1 protein-coding gene is annotated in these 337 nt (G+C 58.8%); it reads left to right on the top strand.

Going from position 1 to position 337, the window contains the following annotated elements:
• Positions 1-337, top strand: a 337-nt coding sequence (locus CVN76_RS00540) for a 4-hydroxythreonine-4-phosphate dehydrogenase PdxA (RefSeq protein ID WP_198512392.1), incomplete at both ends; no start/stop codon positions are given.

Raw genomic sequence — 337 nt, 5'->3', positions numbered from 1 at the left:
AAGGGCGTGATCAACGACGCCGGAGTGCCCTTCATCGGCCATACCGAATTCTTTGCCGATCGCAGCGGTTGCGAGCGCGTGGTGATGATGTTGGCGACCGAAGAGCTGCGCGTGGCGCTGGCAACCACCCACCTGCCTTTGCTGGCGGTGCCTGGTGCCATCACTCGCCAAAGCCTGTTTGAAGTCATCCGCATTCTCGACAACGATCTGAAAACCAAATTTGGCATCGCCCAGCCGCAGATATATGTTTGCGGACTGAACCCGCATGCGGGAGAAGGCGGCCATATGGGACGCGAAGAGATAGATACCATCATCCCGGCGCTAGACGCGCTGCGTA

This window comes from Bacillus sp. mrc49 (assembly GCF_002803435.1).
This window is presented reverse-complemented; position numbering and strand designations above follow the sequence as displayed.